A 16,201-nucleotide genomic window follows, 5' to 3' on the forward strand; every position below is an offset into this window, starting at 1 on the left:
CACTCTAGTCGAGGGGCTTTGCCCAGATTAATCAGAGGGACACTGCTATGCTGTCTGAACAACAACAGCGGATTATGGGGTACTTCATTGAGGAGGCGAAAGACCACCTCAATACGATTGAGCAGGGTTTGCTGAATCTGCAAAGTACGATCGCTGACCCAGAAATGGTCAATGAGATGTTCCGAGCGGCACATTCCGTCAAGGGTGGGGCAGCCATGCTGGGGCTAAACGGAATCCAGCAAACCTCTCATCGCCTGGAAGATTATTTCAAAGTCTTAAAAGAATGCCCTATTCAGGTTGACCAAAAGTTAGAAACTCTGTTTTTGCGGGTGTTTGATACGCTTCAGGAATTGCTTGAACACCTGCAAGGACCGTTTGGCTTAACCGATGACAAAGCTGAAGAGGTGATGTCGGACGTGATGCCCGTATTCACAGCACTCAACGAACATCTGGGTCGGCTTGTTAGCCAGTGCGGATCGGTGCCCCCAGAGGATGTCGATCTGGGGCTGGAACAACCTGTCGCTGCTGCTCCTGCTGCCCCCACAAGGATGCAACCTGTCTCTGAGGAAAGTGCTCTGAGACTAGTATTTCAAAGTGATGTTCCGGCTCAGTTGCGAGAGATGTTGGGACTGTTTAAGCAAGCAGACCAGCCTGTCAGTCGTGAACAGCTTCAGTTTGTATGCCGTAATCTGTCCCAAGCGGGAGAACAGTTTGAGTTAGCTCAATGGTGTGAACTGCTGGAACTTGCTCGGCGGGCGATCGCCCACTCCGACAACAGCTACCGCACCCTCGCGCCAACCGTTATCAAAGACATTAAGCAAGCCCAAGAGCTTGTTCTGTCTGGTCGTTCTGCCGAAATTTGCTGTAGCGAAAGCCTTAGAGCCTTATTGCCCGCTGAACCTGAACCCGCAGAAGGTCTGGACGACTTTGCAGACCTGTTGGCTTCAGTAGACTTTGACCGCAGCGACAGCGAACTGGAGCTACCCGACTTCGCGCTTGACACGGATGACGAGCCATTGACCGCTGCAGAATCTACCGAGCCAGACAATCTGTTTGACCAGGATGATAGCTGGTTCACCGAATCAACTTTCGTTGATGAATCAACTTCTGCTCAACAAGAGAGCAATTTCTCGGAAGCTGACCTTGGGTTTGGGGAACCCGCTCCAGAGTACAACGATCCAGGTACAGATCTGAATCTAGGGCAACCTTCCAGTCCGTCACGATTCGCAGATCATACGGGTCCAGAAGTCGGTGCGGCTGAGCTAAACAGTTTAGCTGACCTGTTTGAAGGGGAAGTTCCCGATTTGGGAATGACCTGGCAGGAGGAAGTCGTGATTGTAGATGCATCTGGGGATTTCTCAGATGCGCTTGATGCAGATGCTTCTAGCGACTTTTCAGACCTGCTGTTTGACCAGGATGCTTTGGACGACGACCTGTCTCTGCAAACCGAAATCCAGGATGATGATGACCTGTCAGGGCTGCTAAACAGCAGTGAACTCTTTGGCGATAGTTCTGGAATGAGTCAGTCGTCAGCCTTGGACGATCTAGGCGACTTGATGAACGAAATGCCTGACCAGCCAGAGGGCGATCTAATCGCGAACCTCAATGTTGAAGCCATAGTTGAAGTCACAGACGAACTGTCTCTAGATTTCCTGGAAAGCGAATTTGAAAGTTCGGATCTGTCCGATCCCTTTGCCGATGTGGAAGTAGACGAACCAGACACCCAAAGTAGTCTGCCTAAAGCAAGCGGTGACCTGGAAAACCTCACGGATCTGTTTGCCGATCTGGATGAGGATTTCACGGCAGAAGCTTCTGACCCTTTCTCGTTAAACCATTTAGATCAGGCGTTTACGGCAGAAGAACCTGAACTAGAGCAACCAGATCAAGCTCCTGAACCGTTTGCTGAGTTCCCGTTTGGTGAACTCCCTGATCCCTTCTCAGACGAAGACGAACTTTCAGAAACCCTGTCTACTAATCAGACAGATCAGGCAGATGATCTGGTTCTGGAGTTGGACGACGTTGACCTAAGCAGCTTTGAGACAGATGATTTCTCGATAGACGCAATGGAAATGGAGAGCGATCCCTTGCGGGTATCTCTCGGAGATCGCCCCTCCTCCGACTCCCCCGAATCTGCCGATGCCGCTCAAGACTGGGAAATATTGCAAGATTCCAGTGGCGACGATTCTCTCATTGATGCCTTCTTACACGACGATGCACTCGTTACCGCAGCAGCTCAACCTGCAGAGGATCTGCTAATTGAAGAAGATTTACCTCTGGAAGAGGAACTGCTGGTAGACACAGAAACGCCGATCGAAACCTTAGCCGATGATGCATCGCTATTTGTCTCAGAGCCAGATAATACGTCGCTGTTTGTCTCAGAGCCCGAGGCTCCGCCTGCCACAGATATACCCAACGCAGAGCAAACAGCTTCTTCCGTATTTGATCCTTGGGACGAGGAATTTGAGGAATTTACTCAAACTCAGGGACAACCTTCCTCAATTCACGATTTCGATGCGGACGACGACTTTTTTGACTCATTCTCAGGAGTCTCTGTCACTCAAAGCTCGAAAAAGAATCAGGCAGATGCAGATCTGTTTGCCGATCCATTTGACGACCCTATTCCGGCTCAACCCGTAACGTCGTCCCAACAGGTTGTGCCGGCCGTACCGCAAGCAGAACCAGAACTTGATTACGCTACAGAAGATGAGGCAACCTCTGAGGCTTTTGATGACGAAGTACTCGAATCAATGGCCGAAACAGATGCCGCTGCCCCAGTAGGGGTTGTTGTAGAGGAGCTATTTGTAGAGGGCTTCGTCATAGACCTATCCGAGTCTGAGGACGAACCTGTTTCAGAGCCATCAGAGCCATCTAACTTCGTGGAAGGATTTACTTCCGACTCGTCTGACTTTGTAGAAGGATTTGTCTTTGACTCGTTTGACACAGAGGAAACTGAATCTGAAGCAGAGTTTGACGGACTGTTTGAACCTGAAGCCAACTTTGCAGCAGAATCACTGGATCTCACAGCCAACCCGTCTGACCTAGAAGAAACAGGGGAAGACCTGGAAGGACTTTTTGGAGAAGGGGAAGAAGCGATCGCTCCCTCTCCAACATCCGATCTTTCAGACGCTCCTTTAGACAGCGATACTGGCTTTGACAGCTTGTTTGAGCCAGAGATCACTGAATCGCTTGAGCCAGCTACCTTCGACCTTTCCTCAGAGGGGGAAGAAGCGATCGCTCCTTCTCCAACATCCGATCTTTCAGACAATCTTTCAGACAACGATACCGGCTTTGATAGCTTGTTCGAGCCAGAGATCACTGAATCGCTTGAGCCAGTTACTCTCGACCTTTCCTCAGAAGAAGATACAGAGTTTTCTAGCCTGTTTGGCGAGACGGACGATGAAGCCGATTTGAGCGACTCATCTGCTCCAGATTCATCTGGAACTGACGATGCCCTTTTCGATCTTGGCACCATCGAAAACTCAACAGAACCTCAAGGTTTCTCAGAAAACTTATTTGATCTGGAAGACACTACGGGACTAAATCTAGATCTGACGGAATCTGCCGCCGATTTAGACTTTGACCTGGGCACAGAAACGGCTGAAACAACAAACTTCAACCTGGATGCCGAAGAAACCGAAGATTTAGGCTTCAACTTGGATGCTGATAGTGCGTCGGATCTGGATTTCAACCTGGATACCGATGATACTTCGGATCTAGACTTCAACCTGGATGCTGAAGAAACCGAGGATTTGGGCTTTAGTCTAGATGCTGAAGGAACTGAAGATTTAGGCTTCAACCTAAATGCTGATAGTACTTCGGATCTAGATCTCAACTTAGATGCTGAAGAAACTGAAGATTTAGGCTTTAACCTGGATGCTGATAGTGCTTCGGATCTGGATTTCAACCTGGATGCTGAGGATGCTGAAGAAACCGAGGATTTGAGCTTTAGTCTAGATGCTGAGGATTTGAGCTTTAGTCTAGATGCTGAAGAAACTGAAGATTTAGGCTTCAATCTGGATGCTAATAGTGGATCGGATCTAAATCTCAACTTGGATGTTGAGAGCACTGAAGATTTAGGCTTCAACCTGGATACTGAAGGAACTGGGGATTTGAGCTTTGATCTGGATGCTGATAGTCCTTCGGACCTAGACTTCAACCTGGATACTGATAGCACTGAAAGTTTAGAAGCATTGGATGAAGCGATGCTTAGTCTTGATGACGGTGCAGATGAGCAGGAACAGGATTTTTCAGCCATGTTCGGTGAAGAATCTGGGTTAGATTTCGAAACCGAACTCTCTGCGGCGCAGGACGTAGAAACTGATGAGGCGTTTAGTTTTGATGAGATGAACGTCGGCGAAGACGCAGGCATTCTAAACGAGGAAACTTTTGACTTTGACCTGTTTGGCGCAGACGAGGAATTGAGTGAGGAGGCAATCACCTCCAACGATGCGATCGCCTTTGATGAGCTAACAGACACTCCCACCACTGATGCCAACGACCTCGACCTCGGCGACCTGTCCTTTGGTTCAGAAACCGATCTGGAAGAAATTACAGGCGTTCCAGAAATCAGCGAAATGACTGAAGTAGACGTTTTGCCTGACCTTTCAGACTCCAGCCCGGAAGCAGTCGGGATTACTGAAGCGGACGACTTTACTGATTTGGATGCGCTGCTGGATGACGCTGATGAAGTGGATGAGGCGATCTCAGAGAGATACCCGCAGGGGGTCGCCCTTGATGCTGAACTCGATGCGATCGAGTCTGATGACTTCGCCGATTTAGATGCCCTGCTGGAAGAATCCACTGCATCCACTGACTCGGTTAAAGAATCAGTCGCACCTCTGCAAGACGATTTCGCCGACCTGGATACGTTGCTTGAAGATCAAGTAGCTGAACCCATCTCCCTCGATTTTGATGCTTCATCTTCAGAAGCGGTAGACGATTTCGCCGATTTGGACGCACTGTTGGGTGATGATTTTTCAGCCATATCGCCATCTACCCATTCAGCGAACCCGGCAGTAGAAGCCGTTGACGAATTCGACGACCTGGAAAAGCTGCTGGAAGATGCCGACCAAACTCTAGGCGGTTCACCGACTAGCAAGAACGCCCGCCGTCCTGCGCTCGCGCCCAATCGCCGCAATACTCGTCGAGGCGGCGGAGTTCTTAGCGACCAGACGATGAGAGTTTCGGTGAAAAACCTGGACAACCTTAACAACCTGGTTGGGGAACTCGTCGTTAACCGTAATAGCCTGGAGCAAGGACAGGAACGCCTAAGACAGTTTCTCGATAACCTGCTCTACCAGGTGCAGCAATTGAGTGATGTAGGGCAACGGATGCGCGATTTGTATGAGCGATCGCTCTTAGAAAGCTCCCTGCTCTCCAACCGTAAAAGTTATCAGCTTTCCTCTCCTGGCAACGGCGGCTCAGCCATAACCCAAAACAGCCACTCCACAGGCTTAAGCTTTGATGCCCTGGAGATGGACCGCTTCACCGGCTTCCATACCCTTTCCCAGGAAATGATCGAACTGATTGTCAGAGTTAGGGAATCTGCCTCTGACATCGATTTCGTCGTCGATGAAACTGACCAGGTAACGCGCATGTTCCGTCAGGTCACGACACAGCTTCAGGAAGGCTTAACCCGTTCTCGCATGGTGCCCTTCGCTCAGACAGCCGATCGCCTTCCCAGAGCCGTACGCGACATTTCCCTTAAGTGCGGCAAACAAGCTGAGCTAACCGTCGAAGGACGGGAAACCCTGATCGACAAAATGATTTTGGAACAGCTTTACGATCCAATGACCCATCTGGTCAACAACGCCATTACTCATGGCATTGAAACCCCAGAAGAAAGGATCGCAGCCCGCAAGCCGCCGGTTGGACGAATCACCGTTCGCACCTTCCATCAGGGTAACCAAACTGTCATTTCGGTCACCGACGATGGCGCTGGCATCAATCCCCAGAAGGTCAAAGCCAAAGCACTGGAAAAAGGCTTAATTACACCAGCCGAATCCAGAGAAATGACCGAATTAGATGTATATGACCTGCTGTTTCATCACGGCTTCTCCACGAAGGACAAAGCAGATGATTTGTCCGGTCGCGGAATCGGTATGGACGTTGTACGTACCAGCTTGAATGAAATTCGCGGTGTAATTAACATTGATTCCACTATCGGTAAAGGCACCACCTTCACCGTTCGGCTACCGCTCACTCTCAGCATCTCTAAAGCGCTCTGCTGCATCAGCAACCGTGCTCGCATTGCCTTCCCCATGGACGGGGTAGAGGACATGCTAGACGTACCCAAAGAGCGCATTCAAACTGACAGCGAAGGACGCTCCTGCATCCTCTGGCGCGATACGTTGCTGCCCTTCCAGCCGCTATCAGAATTGCTGAAATACAACCGCAGTTTGGGTCGTGGCAGTGTGTACGGCGGCAACCAGGAAGAAGACATTGTTTCAGTGGTCGTGTTACGCAGCGCAGGCAATTTCCTTGCCCTCCAGGTTGATCAAGTGCTAGGCGAACAGGAAATTGTAATCAAGCAGCTAGAAGGACCAGTGCCTAAGCCCGTCGGTGTTGCAGGTGCCACCGTGCTAGGGGATGGGCGAATCATGCCGATCGCCGATGTGCTAGAGCTAATTGACCTCTCCGTTGGTCGGATTCGTCGTGAGGCAGGCAATGCCCTCTGGGAGAAAGAGCAAGAGCCACCCGCCGAACCGCCAGTCATCAAGACCGACCCAACGGTGCTGATTGTAGACGACTCCATCACCGTTCGCGAATTGCTCTCAATGACCTTCAACAAAGTGGGCTACCGAGTCGAGCAAGCGCGTGATGGTCAGGAAGCCTGGGAAAAACTCCGTTCTGGACTGCCCTGCGACCTGGTCTTCTGCGACATCGAGATGCCGCGCATGGACGGTCTAGAATTGCTCTCACGTATTCAGAAAGACCCTAACTTGGCGCATCTGCCGATCGCAATGCTCACCTCCAGAGGAGCCGATCGCCATCGCCAAATGGCCGTTCAACTGGGTGCCAAAGGCTACTTCACGAAGCCTTACCTAGAAGAAGCACTACTAGATGCCGCACAACGGATGCTCAAGGGCGAGGTACTTGTCACCGGGGATAGCTAGTTTCATATTGCCTGATCAGGTTTAGGGGTGGGGCGATCGCTCCACCCTAAAGACACATCCACAAAAGCGATATTCATAGTTCCTAGTTCCCAAGCTCCAGCCTGAGAATTACCTAAAGAAGCTACAGCTTTGGCCATTACCTAAAGAAGCTACAGCTTTGGTCTTCTCCAAATTGAGAAGAAAGCCGGAGCTTCCAGTTCGGCATTACTAAGCTTCAGCTTGGCAACGAGTAAACGGATATCCACCCACACGTAGTCCGTCTGACTTCGGCTATCAAACAGACACCGTAGAATGGAATAAGGGACTATTAAGAAGTATTTAGGATTTTCATGGCGGATCAGTTAGTTCGAGCGACGGCAGCAGATGGAGGAATTCGCACCGTCGGCGTAATTACCACACGTCTTACAGAAGAAGCCAGACAGCGCCACAACCTTTCCTACGTTGCGACTGCAGCACTAGGGCGAACCATGTCAGCAGGGCTTCTGCTTGCCTCCAGCATGAAGCGACCCGAATCACGAGTGAACATTCGGATCAATGGTGACGGTCCGTTAGGTGGCATCCTAGTTGATGCCGGATTAGACGGAACCGTGCGCGGCTATGTCGATAACCCAACCGTAGAACTTCCTCCTAGCCCAATTGGCAAGCTGGATGTAGGTGCAGCTGTAGGACACAACGGCTACCTATATGTCGTTAGAGATGTGGGCTACGGCTATCCTTACTCCAGTACGGTAGAGCTGGTTTCTGGAGAAATTGGGGATGATGTCACTCACTATCTCGTTAGCTCTGAGCAAACTCCCTCAGCTCTCGTTTTGGGCGTGTTTGTCAGTGCTGAAGGGGTAACGGCATCGGGTGGGCTACTGGTGCAGGTAATGCCCAAAGCTGCCAGAGATGAAGCCCTAGTGCAACTGTTAGAATCTCGCGTTGCTTCTCTAGCTGGGTTTACCCCATTACTCAAAGAGGGTAAATCGCTGCAACAGATGTTTGAGCAACTGTTGGGCGATATGAATCTGGAAATTTTTCCAGAAACTCAGATGTTGCGCTTCCACTGCGGTTGTTCCTTCGATCGCGTCTTAGGAGCCTTGAAGATGTTGGGCAAGGACGAGCTGCGAGACATGATCGAAAAAGACGACGGAGCCGAAGCTACCTGCCATTTCTGCAACGAAGTATATCAGGCTAGCAGCGATGAGCTAGAACAGTTGATTCGAGATTTGCAGGCAGAAGCAGGGGCTAGGGGGTGAAGGGGGCAAGAGACCAGGAACTAGGGGTGATGCAGGAGCTTCGCTCTGATAATGTCTGGGGACATTCAATCTTCCATTCCCTAGCCTCCAGCCTCTAGTCTCTAGCCCCCAGAAAGTGGCGTTTTCCTCCATTGAGGAGTAGGATTGCAACTATTGCGTACTGCTGCTCGACGATCTAGGTTGCTGCGCCATTGTTGTGGGCTGGGATATGAGTAAAGATTGGGGAACACCGGAGCATCGTCCAGATTTGGGGCGAGCACATCGAATTCCTAAAAAGCTGCCTAAAGTACCTGCGTCTCGCAAACGTCCGTTGCCCCAGCAGGGGCCACCTATGCCGAAGTTGCCTGCGCCTGAGTCTTCTTTGCTGCGTCCAACTGTCCAACCGATGCCGGGAGGGCGACGATCGCCCCGTCCGATTCCACCCGCTGAGCAGTTGCCCTACGCCCAGCTTACGACAGCGCAATCGCCTCATCTTCCTGGTGCAGACTATCCAGAAGACCCTCAACAGGCAAGACGGCGTAGATTACAGTTGCCCAAGCTGCGACTTCCAACCAGTCTCAAGTTTTGGGCGATCGCTTCTGTAGTTACGCTGACTGGAGTTAGCATCGTTTCGGTTGCGCTATTGCTGAAGCTGCCTGCGGTACCAAACTGTCCGTCGATTTTCTGGCCGACTGCATCAGCATCTTTGCGGCTGTATTGCGCTCAACTGGCAGCAAACAAGCAAACGGCAAATGACTTGCTGGAGGCGATTGAGCTAATCAACAGTCTGCCTGCCGACCATCCCCTACGTCCAGAAATCAACCGCCACATTGAGGACTGGTCGCAACAAGTTTTGGACTTGGCAGAGGAAGCCTTTGATCAGGGTAAGTTTTCAGAAGCATTGGATATTGCCAACAAAATTCCTGCTGACACCTCTGCTCGTGCCCAAGTACAGGAACGGGTCGATCGCTGGAACGGAATTTGGGCAGAAGCGGAGAAGATTTACAAAGACGCAGAAGCCGCCCTTCGGCAGCAGGATTTGCGAAAGGCATTTGATATTGCGGTTGGGTTGTTGTCCGTCGATAACACTTACTGGAAGACTACCAAATATGACGAGTTGAACGGGCTAATTAATGCGACTCGTGAGGATGCAGCGAAACTCGCTGAGGCAAGACGGTTTATCGATCGAGGAGGTCTGTCCAACCTGAGCGAGGCAGTCAAGCTGGCAGAAGAAATTGGTGATGGCAGCTATGCCTATGGTGAAGCCCAAAAGGTAATCACTGAAGCGGGCAAAGGAATGCTGGAGCTAGCAGAATCAGCGTTAAATCGTCAGGATGCAGATGAGGCGATCGCCATTCTGCGTCGCATTCCCGAACGCGCCAACTTGGAGGCAGAAGCTCAAGATTTGACTCATTTAGCATCCGCTTATTCCCAATCGTGGGGCGGTACGGTTGCCGATCTGGAAGCTGCAATCGTTCAAGCACAGCGGCTGCGGCAGGGTCGTCCACTTTATGGCAGAGCGCAGGAGTTAATCAGCCAGTGGCAGGCAGAGATACAAGACATCATGCGGCTGGAAACGGCAAGACAGTTAGCGCAACCTGGCTCTGTAGGAGATTTGCGAGCAGCAATCGCCGAGGCAGAGCAAATTCCGCGTGGCAATCCACGTCGGGCTGAGGCGCGAGAGGCGATCGCCGACTGGACTCGTGAAGCTGAGACGATGGAAGACAGACCCATCCTAGATACAGCCGATCGGTTTGCTAATAGCGGTGATCTGACATCAGCCATTGAGCAGGCTAATCGAATTGGGTCGGGTCGGGCCCTGTCTGATGAGGCTCGTCAGCGGGTGCGAGATTGGACAGATCAAATTCAGCGCACTCAAGACCAGCCTTATCTAGACCGGGCGAGAGAACTAGCTGCCCTGGGCAACTTACCAGAAGCGATTGCCCTGGCAGAGCAGATCGGACAGGGACGCGCCCTCCACGACGAGGCGCAGGCAGATATTCGTACCTGGCGTAACCAGACTCTGGAGCAAGAGCGAATGCAGCAGGCCTACGAGGCAGCTAGCATTAGCACAACGACTGGGTTGCTTGCAGCAATTCGGGCGGCCGAGCAAGTTCCTGAGGACAGCCCAACTCGCCCAGAAGCTGAACAGATGATCAACCTCTGGAGTCAGCAAATTTTGCAGGCCGCCCAGCAGCAGGCTGGATACGATTTGGAGGGGGCGATCGCCACCGCTGAGAGCATTCCACCTCGTACTGAAGCTTATGACGCTGCCCAGCTCCAGGCCCAAACCTGGCGACAGCAGCTAACGGGTGAAGAGCTTTAGGCTGGGATAGTTTGTGCTTGGCACTTACCTTGGCACTACCATTTGTGTTTAGCACTACATAGAGGCGAGGCATTTTGTCTCTGTGAGGAATACCCATTGGGTTTCCTTGAGACAGATGGCAAAGTTTTGTGTCGTAGACTAAACCTTTAAAAGAGGCGCATTTACAAGTCTCTTAAAGCATTTTATGAAGGCATGGTTACGTCAAAGAAAGTCTCTACTGCTGATTTTGCTTGGAGTACTAGTTGCGATACTCGTAGCGACAAGTGCGCTACCGCTAAAGGAATGGTCAGTTGGGCTAAATGACTGGCTGCGATCGCTCGGCTGGTGGGCGATTCCCGCATTTATTGTGATTTACGTGCTGGTAAGTGTTGCAGGCTTGCCCAACATTGCGTTGATTTTAGTTGCAGGAACCGTTTTTGGTTTAGTCGTAGGCATTGCGTCTGCGTCCGTTGCCGATACGTTGGGTGCCGTTGTTTGTTTTGGTCTGGGTCGAACAGTTGCCCGCAAACGGGTGAAGAAACTGATGCAGCGCTATCCTACCTTTGGGCAGCTTGATCAGGCGATCGCAAAAAAAGGCTGGAAAATTCTACTCCTCAGTCGCCTTTCGCCGATCATTCCCTCCAACGTGCTGAACTATGGCTTTAGCTGCACCAAAGTCAATTTCTGGCAGTACTTCTTCTTTACCTGGCTGGGAATGATTCCGGTGATCGCGCTATATGTCTACATCGGCTATTTCGGCACATCCATCATCGGTGGCGACAATTCCCCTCGCTCCCTGATTCTCCAAGGTGGAGGACTACTAGCAACAGTAGGAGTCGCTATCTACACCACTCGACTAGCAAAAACAGCATTGTCACAGCCAGACGAGCAAAAGGAGGGAGAGAATGAGAAAGATGAGGATAAGAAAGATGAGGAATAAGGGATGACAACTTCCTGCCCTAACCCCCAGTCCCCAGCCCCTAGTCCCTTCCACAAAGTTGACGATCGCGCTCATCAATCGCAGGATTAGTGTCCAAGTAGTCTTTTAGCCAATCGCATCCTTGCTGTAGAAAGGTGGTTAGGTCGGTATTAGAGAGCGATCGCACCGAGTCATCTTGATTTCCCATTACGCTTTCATTAGCCCTTGATATAACGCTTAGTTCCTCCTGCTCCACTTCAAGTCCTGAAGCTTGGCGGCTAGAATCCCACAATCGCACAGTGCCATCCTCTCCTGCTGTCGCAAGCTGCTTTCCGTCAGGGCTAAATCGCACGACATTTACACCACTTTGATGTCCTATGAATTTGGCTAGTTGCTGTCCAGAAAGATCCCAGAGCTTGATTCTGCCATCTTCTCCGGCTGTCGCAAGCTGGGTTCCATTGGAACTGAACTGAATACTCGTAACTTCAACCGGGTGAGCTTTGAATTCTCCAATCTTTTCACCAGAAATATTCCAAAGCCAGACCGTGCCATCTTCTCCTGCTGCTGCAAGTTGTGTTCCGTCTGAGTGAAAATCGACACTGCTAAACTCACTTCCATCTCCTCTAAATTCGACAAGTGGCTTTCCTGACAAATCCCAGAGCCGTATCGTGTCATCTCTCCCAGAGGAAGCAATCTGAGTACCGTCAGGGCTGAAGCTGATACTGTTGACTTCTCCTGTATGTCCTTGAAACTGTCGGGACTCACCTGAAAAGCTCCACAGTCTAACAATCCCATCTTCTCCGGCTGTAGCCACTTGTCCACCACTGGGACTGAAACTGACATCAGTAAGTCCGGTTGGATAAATTCTAAGGGCAACCAGTTGTTGCTCAGACAGATCCCATAGCTGCAACATTCCATTTTCCCCGGCGATCGCAAGCTGCATCCCGTCAGGGCTAAAACTAATGTTGCTGACTTCATCTGGATGTCCGGCGATCTCAGCTAGCTTTTCTCCTGTCAAACTCCAGAGCCGGGTCACGCCATCCTCCCCGGCCGTAGCAATTTGACCCCTATTAGGATTAAAACTGATGCCATTCACCTCACCGGGATGGGCTGGAATTCGATTCTGTTCTTGAATATTTTGCAGAATGGTTTGCAGAGCCAGCACAGGACTGAGTGTTGGATATTGCTCAACAGAACGATTCTCCACCACCGACTGCAAATACCGTCCAGCTTTGATTACTTTCAACAGACCATCTAATTGAGATGAGTCAAATTGCTCCAACGCATCGTCTGTTTCTTGCTCCAATCGGTTGACTATCTTGGTATGGAGCTGTTGTTGAAACGCCTGAACTGTGACAACTGTTGCCGCCGCTAAAGTCACTAGAGCAATGCCCATGACCAGGGTGGCAATTCGGAGTCTACGCTTTGCTGTCTCATTTGCCTGAGCGATTCGCTCACTAAAATCTTCTGCCTCTCGACTTTTGCTAATGTAGTTTTTCTGCTGCTCAGTTGGCTGAGGATCTTTATTGGCACTCTGTTGCAACCATTGCTCTGCATCTTTGAGGTTGCTGCCGCGCAATAAAAAGCTGTCGTTGCGACCTTTGTCTTCCCATTCCAAAGTGCGAACGAGAATTTGAGTGTGAGTATGCAAATGCTCCAGGTCAGTATCGATCGCCTTGATTAAAGCTTGAAAGGCAGTATCAAAGTCATCATTCTCTCGAAAAAATAACCAGTTGTGACTCGCTAACGCAGGATGCAGCAAGGCTTGATTCAATTCTTCTCGATGCACAATCGGCACTAAACGCTTGTTGTGCAGCACTGCGTGCTCAACTTCCCGCCGACAAACAGAAGAAGTAATGGAATCTGGGCTGATGATAAAGACAAAAGTATTTGCCCCTTCGATACCGCGCTTAATCTCTTGCCACCAGTCGGCAGTGAGGGGAATGTCCTGCCAATCAATCCAGGCTTCTCGTCCTGTGGCTTCTAGCGCAGCATGAAGTAATTGGGTAAAGACTTTATCCTTGCGGGAGTAAGAAATAAAGATGTCGGTCATGCTGCCCCTGCTAAAGCGAGATCTGAACACAAGATACCTGTGCTTTGAGAAAAATTGCAGAGGAGTTTACTAAATTTCTTGAGCAGATGACCAGGGCGAGCAGAGAGGCGACCCCCTGCGGGTATCTCTCCGAGATCGCCCCTTATTCTTCTGGCTCAATGCCAGCGGCGCGTAGCTGTGCTGCCAGTCGCTCTGCCCGTTGACGCTCCTGTTCTGCCCGTTGGCGCTCCTGTTCTGCCCGTTGGCGTTCTTGCTTCAGTGCCTGCGCCAATTCTTCGGAGACTAGTAGCTTTTCACCCGTGTCTTCACGATAAAAATTAAGTAACTGTGCTTCAACCTGCAAGCGCAGGGCTAACGGCTCACTACGCCCATCAATAATTGATTCATAAATCTCACCCCGGAGGCGATATCCTTGCAACTGCCCCTCAATCCATTCACCTTTGGGGTCAAACAGCCAATATTCTCGTACCCCCATCTGTTCATACAGAGTTTTCTTATGGACTTTGTCCTGCTCACGGGTGCCTTCTGATGTGATTTCAAAGATGACAGCGGGTACCTGACCTTCCTCCCAAGCTTTATAGTTGTCGCGGGGTCCAGGCACTACATCAAATATCACCATGACATCAGGAGCAACGCGCAGCCGGGGAAATCCTTCAGCAAAATAAAAAAACTGGTTGCTCAACACGATGGCTTGCTGACCTTCTAGATAAAGGCGCAGAGCAGTGATAATCGCAATGATTGCATCTACATGAATTGAAGTCTCTGCCAAGGGTTCACCGTCAGAACTGGGGTAGATGATTGTGGTTGGCTCAGTCGGGACGTAGGCAGTCATGAGAATTGGCGATTCTTAGAATTAGGGCTGGTAGTTAGTCATTAGTCACTGATCATTGTCGTTGACCACTGGCTATTAGTCGTTAGGTGTTGGCTTACATGAATGACTAATAGCTAATGACCTTAATCTTATTTTGCCTTCATCAGATGTCCTATGCCTCAATCTGCCGAACAACGGTAAGAGCAGAATAGCTTACCCCTGCGGTGCCTTCACCGGGATGAGTAGAGTCTCCAACCAGCCAAAGGTGCTTGACTGGCGTACGATTGGCAAATCCAAACGGGCCAAAGGTGGGGATGCGTTGACCAATGCCGCCGACAATGCCGCGATCGCGCCCTGTAAAGTGAGCAAAGGTGCGTGGCGTTGCCGCTTCAGTATGAACCAGGGTTTCAGGAGTGAGGTGAAAGAATTGGGATAAGCGGGCGATCGCCTCTTCCGTATACTGCTGCTTCAATGACTCATAGTTGTCGCAGTGTGACCAGATTGTTGGATCAGTGAATGAGGAAGCAATTACCGTAGCCTTGCCCTCTGGTGCACGCCCATCTCCAGGATGGCTAACCGAGACAAATAAAGAATTGTTTTCACCAATTGGTCCGTCGTAGTCGTAGAGAAACTGAAGATGTGGTGGACAATCAGCAGGAATAGCAGATTGGTCAACACCCAGATACACCACAAATGCGCCCGATGCTGAAGGCAATTTTTCTACTCGTCGCTCATAGCCTTTGGGAGCTTCTGTGCCCAATAGCTGCATCAAATTTTGCACAGTGACGTTAGCGACGATGTGGTCAGCGGTTTCTGTCCAGATTTCGCCTGTTTTTTGGTTGCGAATGGCGATCGCCTTTGCCTGCCCATTCTCTGTATAGATCTGCTCAACGGTGTGACGCATCAGCAGTTTGCCGCCATCCCGCTCTAGAGATGCGACGAGGCGATCGCTCAATACCTGCATACTGCCCTGCAAATGATAAAGTCCCTGTGGCTCCTGAGAAACCCCTAGCGCAGTTGCTGCATAGAGCAGCGCCGTGTCTTCTGCATCAACTTGAGAATAAAGCTTGAGCTGAAGGTCAAGAAATGTTTTGAGACGGCGATCGCCCCCCAACCCATACCAGCGCAATACCTGACCCACCGTTGAAAAAGTATGTGGCAGCGTAAACAGCGTTCCTGGACGAACCGCCTGAACAAGCTGCCCAAAATCCCACAGGTTACGGGGCGGCAACACCGGATCGCGAGACTGAAAGGCCCAGCTATAGCGAAACAAGTCTGCCATCAGTTGCCAAAATGGTTCACTGCCTGGGAACTGCCGCTGTCGCTCAGCCTGCCAGCGATCGGGGTCACGCCAAACGCTGATCGGTTGAGTTTCTCCTGGCAAATACACTGCACAAGCCGGATCGCAAGGAGTTGCTTCTGGCAAATCAATGTCTAATTCTGCAAAGATCCGATGGTGAATTCCTCCGGGTTCTAACCCTGCAACTTGAGTCGCACCAACATCAAACGTAAACCCGCGTCGCTTAAACGTCGAAGCACACCCACCCGGCACCAGCGCCTGATCTAGCACCAACACCTGATAACCCCGATGCGCTAATAGCGCCGCTGCCGTCAGTCCTCCAATGCCCGCCCCAATCACAACTACTCGTTTAGCTTTGGAATAGGTACGACTCGACATTGGAAACCTGCTAAATACAATTTACATTCCTTAATACTCCTATCATATTCTACCCTTGGAACTTTTGATTGATAAGGTTAAGAGTAAGCAAAACCTTGGCACT

Annotated in this window: 8 protein-coding genes; 4 read left to right on the forward strand and 4 right to left on the reverse strand. The window is 50.7% G+C overall.

All coding sequences use genetic code 11. The annotated features are described in order from the left end of the window. The first annotated feature begins 47 nt into the window (after positions 1-47). Entirely contained in the window at positions 48-7,115 is a 7,068-nt protein-coding gene (locus tag H6F88_RS32595) for a response regulator (protein ID WP_199333496.1), read from the forward strand. Positions 7,116-7,117: 2 nt separating this feature from the next. Here H6F88_RS32595 and H6F88_RS33890 read toward each other — a convergent pair whose 3' ends face one another. Continuing rightward, entirely contained in the window at positions 7,118-7,252 is a 135-nt protein-coding gene (locus H6F88_RS33890) for a hypothetical protein (RefSeq protein ID WP_277882149.1), read from the reverse strand. Positions 7,253-7,444: 192 nt separating this feature from the next. Between H6F88_RS33890 and hslO the strand changes: the two genes are divergently transcribed. The 3 genes from hslO (at position 7,445) to H6F88_RS07585 (ending at position 11,577) form a co-directional block, all read left to right on the forward strand. After that, a complete protein-coding gene (hslO, locus tag H6F88_RS07575) occupies positions 7,445-8,353 on the forward strand; it encodes an Hsp33 family molecular chaperone HslO (RefSeq protein ID WP_190642134.1) in 909 nt (302 codons plus the stop codon). Between the two features lie 208 nt (positions 8,354-8,561). Further along, on the forward strand, positions 8,562-10,658 hold the full coding sequence (locus tag H6F88_RS07580; RefSeq protein WP_190642135.1) for a chromosome segregation ATPase: 2,097 nt from the start codon (positions 8,562-8,564) through the stop codon (positions 10,656-10,658). A gap of 184 nt (positions 10,659-10,842) precedes the next feature. Beyond that, on the forward strand, positions 10,843-11,577 hold the full coding sequence (locus tag H6F88_RS07585) for a TVP38/TMEM64 family protein (protein ID WP_190642136.1): 735 nt from the start codon (positions 10,843-10,845) through the stop codon (positions 11,575-11,577). A 40-nt stretch (positions 11,578-11,617) separates the two neighbouring features. Here the strand turns inward: H6F88_RS07585 and H6F88_RS07590 are convergent, their stop codons facing one another. From H6F88_RS07590 to crtD, 3 genes are all read right to left on the reverse strand, one after another. Beyond that, the gene (locus tag H6F88_RS07590; RefSeq protein WP_190642137.1) at positions 11,618-13,609 is read right to left on the reverse strand and encodes a TIR domain-containing protein; all 1,992 of its coding nucleotides are present in this window, start codon (positions 13,607-13,609) and stop codon (positions 11,618-11,620) included. Between the two features lie 142 nt (positions 13,610-13,751). Next, positions 13,752-14,441, reverse strand: a complete 690-nt coding sequence (locus H6F88_RS07595) for a Uma2 family endonuclease (RefSeq protein ID WP_190642138.1) — start codon at positions 14,439-14,441, stop codon at positions 13,752-13,754. A 151-nt stretch (positions 14,442-14,592) separates the two neighbouring features. After that, the gene (gene crtD, locus H6F88_RS07600) at positions 14,593-16,098 is read right to left on the reverse strand and encodes a C-3',4' desaturase CrtD (protein WP_190642139.1); all 1,506 of its coding nucleotides are present in this window, start codon (positions 16,096-16,098) and stop codon (positions 14,593-14,595) included. Positions 16,099-16,201 lie beyond the last annotated feature (103 nt).

It is taken from the genome of Oculatella sp. FACHB-28, assembly GCF_014696015.1.
Taxonomy (GTDB): domain Bacteria; phylum Cyanobacteriota; class Cyanobacteriia; order Elainellales; family Elainellaceae; genus JAAUTN01.